General features: G+C 47.9%; 6 protein-coding genes. All 6 read right to left on the reverse strand.

The window, feature by feature from the left end; genetic code table 11:
• Nucleotides 1–52 precede the first annotated feature (52 nt).
• Nucleotides 53–3,196: a caspase, EACC1-associated type gene (locus tag IQ273_RS08630; protein WP_194022765.1), complete on the reverse strand. Its 3,144-nt coding sequence runs from the start codon at nt 3,194–3,196 to the stop codon at nt 53–55.
• A 19-nt stretch (nt 3,197–3,215) separates the two neighbouring features.
• Nucleotides 3,216–3,641 (reverse strand): hypothetical protein, encoded by a 426-nt coding sequence (locus tag IQ273_RS08635; RefSeq protein WP_194022766.1) that lies wholly within the window; start codon nt 3,639–3,641, stop codon nt 3,216–3,218.
• Between the two features lie 641 nt (nt 3,642–4,282).
• On the reverse strand, nt 4,283–4,897 hold the full coding sequence (locus IQ273_RS08640; protein WP_228052581.1) for a Uma2 family endonuclease: 615 nt from the start codon (nt 4,895–4,897) through the stop codon (nt 4,283–4,285).
• A 92-nt stretch (nt 4,898–4,989) separates the two neighbouring features.
• Entirely contained in the window at nt 4,990–5,202 is a 213-nt protein-coding gene (locus IQ273_RS08645) for a hypothetical protein (protein ID WP_194022767.1), read from the reverse strand.
• Nucleotides 5,171–6,874 carry a protein adenylyltransferase SelO family protein gene (locus IQ273_RS08650; RefSeq protein ID WP_194022769.1) on the reverse strand — a complete coding sequence of 568 codons (1,704 nt, stop codon included), beginning with the start codon at nt 6,872–6,874 and terminating at the stop codon, nt 5,171–5,173. The genes IQ273_RS08645 and IQ273_RS08650 overlap by 32 nt, the downstream gene beginning before the upstream one ends.
• A gap of 94 nt (nt 6,875–6,968) precedes the next feature.
• On the reverse strand, nt 6,969–8,507 hold the full coding sequence (gene cysS, locus IQ273_RS08655; RefSeq protein ID WP_194022770.1) for a cysteine--tRNA ligase: 1,539 nt from the start codon (nt 8,505–8,507) through the stop codon (nt 6,969–6,971).
• Nucleotides 8,508–8,510: the final 3 nt, after the last annotated feature.

Below are 8,510 nucleotides of genomic sequence, written 5' to 3' on the forward strand. Positions count from 1 at the left end.
CTCAGAGATAGCCGCTTCCATATCCTCCAGGGAGGCTCATTGCCAAATATATTTATTCAGTATCCTCTAAAGAATTTTTCTTTTCAGAGAAATATTCAAAAAAAGTCTTAAGTGACCAAAATCCGAAAAAGCAATCTATGTATCTACCGACAGAGTTTCCAAGCATGAACATACCAATCACGGGACCTATAGACAAGAATATCGATGGTGTCCAACCCACAGATAAACCTCTCCAACAAAGAGGTACGGCAATGATACAAATACCAGAGACATAGAACAATGCATTTCTCCAAGCATAAGTACACAAAAAGTTTTCCAGGGATGGAAATAAATCTCCAATAACAGGAATGAAGGCACGAAAAAAAGGTGGCTCACTGGCATCACTGTTATTTAGTTCTTTCTCAAAACCTTGATTTTGCGCTTTTGTAAGCTCTTGAAAAATGGTACTATGCCAAACCCACCAACAAGATAACCACCAGAACCAGATCCCCTTTGAGATATTGGATTTCCTCCAGGCTGTTATTTGACTACTAAAACCAAATTTTCCACCACTGTAAGCCAACCACAGGCTGTCTATAGTATGGAGATCCTTAAGTGGCAATTTCTTGATCTCTTCAATTAATATCGCTCCATCTCCATCTTCTGGGCGACCTACCAACGCCCGAATACATCTAGCGGTTTCCTTGTCAGCATCTTTCCAGTGCTCTCCAGCAAGTAGGTCACGCAATTGAGCATAAAATCTATCTTTGTTCCATGAGGGCAAAGACGACCCTATGTAATGCTTAGTTTCATGTAGCAATGCTTTGAAAAGAGGCTCTACAAACTCTGCCGTCTGGTATTTTTCGGCATGAGCTTCGTTAATTTCAAGAAGCATTCCACAAAACGGAAGATGTCCTCTGGGCGCATTTCTCTTGAACTGCAACTGAGAATAAGGAACCCATTGAGAATTACTAAAAAGACCCTTTTTCTTTCGCCATTCTAATTTCTCACCAAACTCATCCCACTTTAAATAGCCTTGTGATTTTAAAAAATTTTGTAAAATCTCCTCTTGAACGCTGAAGCCAAAGTGTCCTTCGCTGTAAATTGTCCACAAATTGTCAATCCTGTGGAAATCAAAATAGGGAATTTTCTTTATATCTTCATCTGTTATCCACCCTTGTTCCTGACGATCCACTAATTCACAAATACACTGGGCTGTTTCTTGGTCAGCCGCCTTCCAATCTTGTCGAGCCAGTAGATCACGTAGCTTGGCGTAATAATTTTCTCCAAAACGTTCTGACTTCAGAATATCTTTAGGATAATTATCATCTAGTAAGTCAGCTTGAATATTTTGCTGATTCTGATGAATTTTTGCTTCGTATTCGTCTAAATCACTTCCAAGCACTTGCCTCTCAATTAATTTTGCATCTTTTAAATGCAATTTTCCAAGCTCTCGTGTTTCTCTGAGGATTTGAATATCTTTGACCTTAGGAAAGTCTCCAGCTCTTTCCTTGAAACTATCTAAGCAGGCTTTATATTCCTGCCAGGACTCCTGAATTTTTTCCTCACACACATCCAAATTATATCCAAGCGTTGTTTCCTCAGCCGATTGCACATTTTCTAAGTGCAATTTTAAATCTTCTCGTCTCTTTTTAAGATCTTTGACATCTTCAAGTCGAAGAAATTTTTCATTTTCCGGCTTTTGTTGTTTTAAGAGAGTTTTATATTGTTGGTAAAACTCATGAACTTCTTTTTCAAGTTCATCTAGACCACTTCCAAGTAATGGCTTTTCAACTAATTGCTTATCCTCTATATTTAACGATTTATTATTCGATCTTTCCTTGATAAGTGCTTGGATAGTATCTATTCTGAGAAACTGACCGTCCTGTTTTATACAATCTTTCAATAAGCTGGAATACAATTCTTTCTCCTTTTCGATTTTCCTTTCGTATTCCCTTAAGTCGATTCCTCCTAGAGTCTCTTTTTCTATCGTCTCAACAAGTTTATTTAAACCTTTCTGTGCTCGAAACTCCTTAAGCTTCTGAATACTTTGGAAGCTCAGAGGAGGATTGTGAAGAAGATATTTTTTCAGAGTTGTTCGATAGCTCTCTTGCTCTTTTAGCTGAATTTTGCCTCTATATACATCTAAATCTTCTCCAAGAACTTCTATCTCAAAATTTCCGGTATCTTCTGGTCTTAGTCCAAGTTGATTTCGACAATCTACTAGAGCCTCAATTGTAGGCAGACTAAGAGGATTTTCCTTTTGTAGATCCTCACGCAATGCTCTCTCATAATTTTGGCGCTTACTTTGGCGCTCGCGATATGGTTCTCGTACCTCATCCTCAATTTTCTGAGCGTCTTCATCTGACACTTTCAATTCTAAACGCCGATTATTTAAAAGCACCCTAGCGATTGAGGGCAATTCACCTTTGTCGGTAATACGGTGCTCTACTTCTCTGCGATACTTCAGCCTGGGATCATCTTTGGGCGATCGCGCAAGCTCAATACGATAACCTTCTCCTTTCGGAATGGAAATCTTGGGACTCATATTGGGCGAGGCTTCCTGCACCTTTCGCTTTGCATATTGATGTAGTTCATCTGCTGTGATGATCCCGTCACCATCGTCATCAGCAGCACCAGTCGCAATCCCTTCCACCAAGTAGCGGGTGTAAATTGACAAACCCGCGCGCCTGTCTTCAAATGAATAAGTCGTACTACTGGTGGAGGCCAGTATCACATGCCCCTCTGCTCCCAGTTGCTCTTTTAGGTTGATTTCACCGTCATCCTTGCCGATCAGATCACCAAAGGCTCCACTAAAGCAGCAATCAAGGATGATCACCTGATACTTGGCTTTGCAGTCCCGCATCCAGTCGCGGATGGATCGGGCCGGGGTGGCAGTGGAGCGCATCAGGAGATTGCGCTGCTTTTGAGTATCGGCAGCAGCAAAGTATAAATCGTTGCGAGCGTCCTTTACCCCATGACCTGAAAAGAACAGCAACATCAAGTCATCTCGTTGCCGATCCCGAAACCACGACTCAATTTCCCACGCCATCTTTGACTGCGTGGGATTAAACAGCGATTCTGCCTTATCAAACCCGCCCATCTGAGGGTTCAGCAGCACCTCCCGCAGCGCTGCCACATCCTTAGAAGCTGCTGGCAAAGGTTGCAACCCTTCACCATAGGTATCAACGCCGATTAAGAGTGCGTACTTTCCCATGAAGCTGTCTTTAAGAGTGCTATGGTTTGTTGTCAAGTTGGGTCTGCTGTTCCCGTATTTTAACCCGCAAGTTTGCCAGTCGCTCGGTGGCGTCTAGTGCCTGGTCCAGTTCCTGTTGGTTGCGATACTCAAGGGTGGAGGTCATGCCGTCTACTTCAAAGGACAGCGTTAGGGTTTTGCCGTAGCGCAGGTTCCCTAGGTAGTCCATCACCTTGCCCAGGTGCTCACGGTTGATCTCAGCGGTGAGAATCCCAACAAGAAACGCCGCCACGCCAGACTTAGCCGCCTCTGGGATATCCTCATCACGGGCTAGACGGGCAGACTGCGCCAGGTCGCTAGACTCCATTTCGTCGGCGACGGTTAATAAAAAGTTCTCCAGGTCAGCACGATCCAGATCCAGACCCGCTTCGCTAAAGTCAATTAAAACGGAACATGATTCGGGCATGGCAACTGATGATAAAAGGCTGACGCTCAACTCATCATAAATTATTCAGACGAAAGAATTTTGTGCGGGAATGGGCTTTTGCGTGTCTTCAAGAGAGCAATTTTGAAGACTAGCAGAAAATTCCTCAGCAGTGTCCCCATCAACTGTCTAAGCCAGCTAACTACTGCTTATACTGACTTTCCTTCCTAAATTCCGTCTAACACCCCGCAGCAGGGTAGTTAGCCAGAATCAGAGTTGCATATCACCTCTTCTGGGGTAGTTATACCGAACATTATCGGCATAACTACACAAATCTGAGTGTTATACAGAAACCTGTCGGGCTATCTACCCGAATTCGGCAGTTATGCTGAATTAAGTCGTGATAATTACCCTCGTAGAGGTGTTTATCTGGATCTTGTTCTGCATAATATGCTTGTCAAGGGGTGTTATGCCGATAGCTTCAGCAAATCTTCATGGTCAGCTCGCAGGCTAGGAATGTGGCATTTGGTACATTAATACTACCAATATCTACCTTCTTCGCCATAGAATCCCGACCCAGAAAGCTGCTTGACCAAGTGCGCGACGTGATTCGTCTAAAGCATTATTCCTATCGAACCGAGCAAAGCTATGCTGGATAGATCTGTACCTGTTATTCTTGCGATTTAGAGAATTGATCGAATGGCTCTGGGAGGGCTAGCACCTTCGGCAATAGCTGCCATCACCTGCTGATAGAGTTTCGGTATAGCAGCATCAGAGAAAAGCTGGCTAGACTCTGTTTGAGTGTAGCCCCCAGATGTTAAGCCAAAGATGGCTAAAACATCCCCTCGAATTAGCCATACTTCAGGAACCTTAAAACGTTCGTAATCTGCGATATTCGTGAAGTTAGTCACATCGACTTCAACCGCAATGTCGGGTGGCGGATCAGTGACCAAGTCAATTCGACTTTTGCCGCTCACAGCGGCCCAGTTGCTGAGCCAAAAACAATGGTCGGGTTCGATGCCTGCCTGCTCAGGAATTTGCAGGGTAACGGGGGTCGTGCGAACGTAATCACGGAGCTGCTGATTGAGGAGAGCGACAATTAAATCAGCCACAATGGCATCTAGCTGGCCGTGCTCAAAGGTCGGCATCTTGAGGGTCAGGTATCCATCAGCATATTTAAAACGCGGAGTACTGCGATCGCCTCTACTTGCAGCCAGTTGTTGGTAATCTGCCCAGCTCATGGGGATAGTTGCCACTGAGCCATCGGGTAAAGATTTGATAGGTGCGATCGCGATCATACCTTTGCACCACAGCAGTTCTAATTCATTGATTATAGGCTGCCTAACAGCGGCTCGATTCTGGAAAACCCAAAACCGCCAAACGCTCCTACTTACTGTCGGTGCCAGCGAACTTCGCCATCGGGTTGATCTACCACCGTGACGTCCACTGTCGCCAGGCGATCGCGACTCTGATCTGCCTTAGCAAAGTCCCGGTGTTGCCGGGCCGTCTGGCGCTGTTGAATCAGGTCTGCGATGGTCAAAGACCGGCCTGCGGCCATCGCCGCGTAGTCATCAAGATGAACAGCTATAGTGCGACACGCCACCAACATCAGAAAACGCGCTAGGTCTTAGGCGATAGTATTTATCTTCTATTTCTTGTGATTGCTCATCATATGGATGGCTAAATACGGCTTGCAACTCTTTAACTAACGTGTAGTCACCCTGCATGGCTTGTTGGTAAGCGGGGACAATCAACCACTCTCGCCATGTGTATTTCGGGTTAGTCTGTTTCATATTTGTTGATATCTCAGCCAAATTGCCATCGTTAATGACGAGGTCGCGCCAGCTTTTTAGCCAAGATTGCCATTGTTCATCGAGTTGTTGTGACGTTTTACCATAGAAGCTCTTTTTCAATGGTGAGACATCGCCTGGTATATGGGATAACTCGCGAAAGAAAATGGTGTAATCCACATCTGAGTGGGTCATTAACTGCATTAATGCCTTAAATAGCTCTGGGTTAAATTCAGTCAAACCAAGTTTGGTCGCCCACATTTTTTGGATTTGTTGTTGCATGGCTTCTGCAAAGCCACGGCCTACTTGGTCGAACTGTTCTAACGCATCAGTCTCTTCTGCCAGCAAAGGTCTCACAGCTTTCCAAAACATATAATAATTCGCTTCTGCTGCGATGGGCTGATTGAAGAATGAAAAATGTTCGCCGCCGCCAGTCCAAGGTTGAAACGAAGGGTCAAAAATTTCACAAAACCCAAATGGTCCATAGTCGAGGGTAAAGCCACCAGCGGCGCAGTTATCACTATTAAAATTACCCTGGCAGTAACCAACCCGTAGCCAATTGGCCACCAGGGTCGTAAGACGTTGGCGAAATAGCTTTGCCAACTCAACCAATTGATCTGCAAAACCAAGAGTTTGATTAATATCGCTTTTATATTCTCGCTCAATTAAATGCGACACAATCATGCGCAACTCTTCTAATGCTTTTGGATGAGCATTGCTGCGAGCGCGGCGGGCAAATAATTCTAGTTGACCAACGCGTAAAAAGGAGGGTGCAACGCGAGTTGAAATGGCTACAGGATTATCCACCAAAACATCAGGTTCGGTGGAGTAGGAGTCTTGAGAATACCAAGGCCGGGTAACGGTCTCAGATTTAGAAACATACAGGGTCAAAGAGCGCGATGTGGGCACACCTAAAGCCTGCATATAGTCTTGCGCTAGAAACTCACGCACACTTGAGCGGAGTACTGCGCGCCCGTCGGCACCACGGCAATAAGGCGTTGGGCCACCCCCTTTCAATTGCATTTCCCAGCGCTGGTCATTAATGATTCCTTCAAATACAGATATCGCCCTACCATCGCCATAACCATTACCCGTACCGAATGGACAATTTTGGATATATTCGGTGCCATAAATCGATAGGGCATAGCCAGTCGCCCAGCCAAACTGACGCATTGGCTCATGGGCAGCAGAGAGATCACCAGAAAATACACGGCAAAATTTTTCATCAAGCGCTAGCTCATCGCTCAACCCAAGTTCCTTAAAAAAAGTGCTGCTATGGGCTACATAGTCTGGTTCTGCCAGCGGCGTAGGTGTCACAGGTACGAAATGACCCGAGAAAACCTGGCGGGCACGGTGATCATCACCATCGACCGTGGCGTTAGGGTCGGCATTTAAGGTGTCCATCAGAGAATAATCCGCCAATCGCGCAAACTCATCGAAGGTCGTTACGCAGTGCTCAGCAGATAGTTTAGATGGATATGACATTGTTGCTAGCGCCGGTATTGTCGGGAAAGATTCATGTTTAATTGAGGACTTTGCAGATGCTAACATATTCAATGGGGAGCTTTTCTTTGCAAACCTATGGGCAATAGTTCGGCTCACTATCGTTGATTTGCTGACGATGCCAACGGACTTTTCCATCCGGTTGATCAACCACCACAATCCCCATTGCTGCTAGCCGATCGCGAATATCATCCGCTGTGGCAAAGTCGCGCTGTTGCCGGGCGACCTGGCGCTGTTGGATCAGCTCTGCGATGGTCAAAGACCGGTCTGCGGCCATCGCACCATCATCCAAACCCATCGCCCTGGCATCACCATCAACCTCTGGAGTGACCTCTAGCCCCAACGCCTGAGCCAGGTGCACCAGGGTTTGCCACTGCGGCCAGAGCACATCAGGGCTGGCTTGGGTCTGCCCTGCGTGCACCAGGCAATTCCCTTCCCTTTGCAACCCTTTGGCCAGCTCAAACAGCACCGCCAGAGCCCCCGGCGTATTGAGATCATCATCCATGGCCGTTTGAAACCGTTCCACCCACGGGTTAGCCTGGCTGGGTTCTTGAGGGGATGACTGTATAGCAACGGCGGGCCATCCCAGTTTTGCACCGTGGCGATCGCCAAATAAAAGTCCAGCCTTCAGGGTTTGCCAACCGTTGATTGAGGCGGCGATCGCAGCTTGGGTAAAATCCAGCGGCTTGCGGTAGTGCCCTTGCAGCACAAACAGCCGCACCGCCATCGGGTCTACCGGCTGTGGGTACTCCGCCCAGCCCCCATCCAGCAGGTCGCGAATCGTGGTGAAGTTGCCCAGGGACTTCGACATCTTTTCCCCGTTCACCGTCACCATGCCGTTGTGCAGCCAGTAGTTGGCCAGGGGTTTGTCGCTGGCCGCCTGCGACTGGGCAATCTCATTTTCGTGGTGGGGAAACACCAGATCGCCGCCGCCGCCGTGGATATCGATGGTGGCCCCCAACCGCGCCCGAATCATTGCCGAGCATTCAATGTGCCAGCCCGGTCGCCCCGGCCCCCAGGGCGACTCCCAGGCGGGTTCGTCGGGTTTGGCCCCCTTCCACAGGGCAAAGTCAGCCGGGTCGGCCTTGGCCGTAGCCGCTAGATCACGACCGCTGGCTCCGGCCTGTAGGGTAGACTGCGATCGCCCCGACAGCTGACCATAGTCGGCAAACTGCCCCACCCGGTAATACACATCGCCTCCGGCAGCGTAGGCATAGCCCTTCGTCTCTAGCTGACCAATCAGCTCGTGAATCGCCCCAATGTGCTCCGTCACCCAAGGGTAGTCATCGGCATCGAGCACATTTAACCGACGCATATCCTCGAAATAGCGCTGAATATAGCGCTCAGACACCATCGCCATGGTCGTACCCTCAGCCCTGGCCCGGTTGAGAATCTTGTCGTCAATGTCGGTAAAGTTCTGCACGTAGCGAACGGCGTAGCCCCGCCACCGCAGGTATCGCCGCAGCACGTCCCACCCTAGGTAAGACCGGGCATGGCCCAGATGGCAATCGTCGTAGACCGTCACCCCGCAGCAGTACATCGTCACCTGACCGGGGGTGTTGGGAATAAAGGGTTGCTGACGCCGGGTGAGGGTGTTGGTGAGGGTGAGGGGCATGGG

Origin of the sequence: Nodosilinea sp. LEGE 07298 (assembly GCF_015207265.1) — a bacterium.
In the GTDB taxonomy this organism is placed as follows: Bacteria; Cyanobacteriota; Cyanobacteriia; order Phormidesmidales; family Phormidesmidaceae; genus Nodosilinea.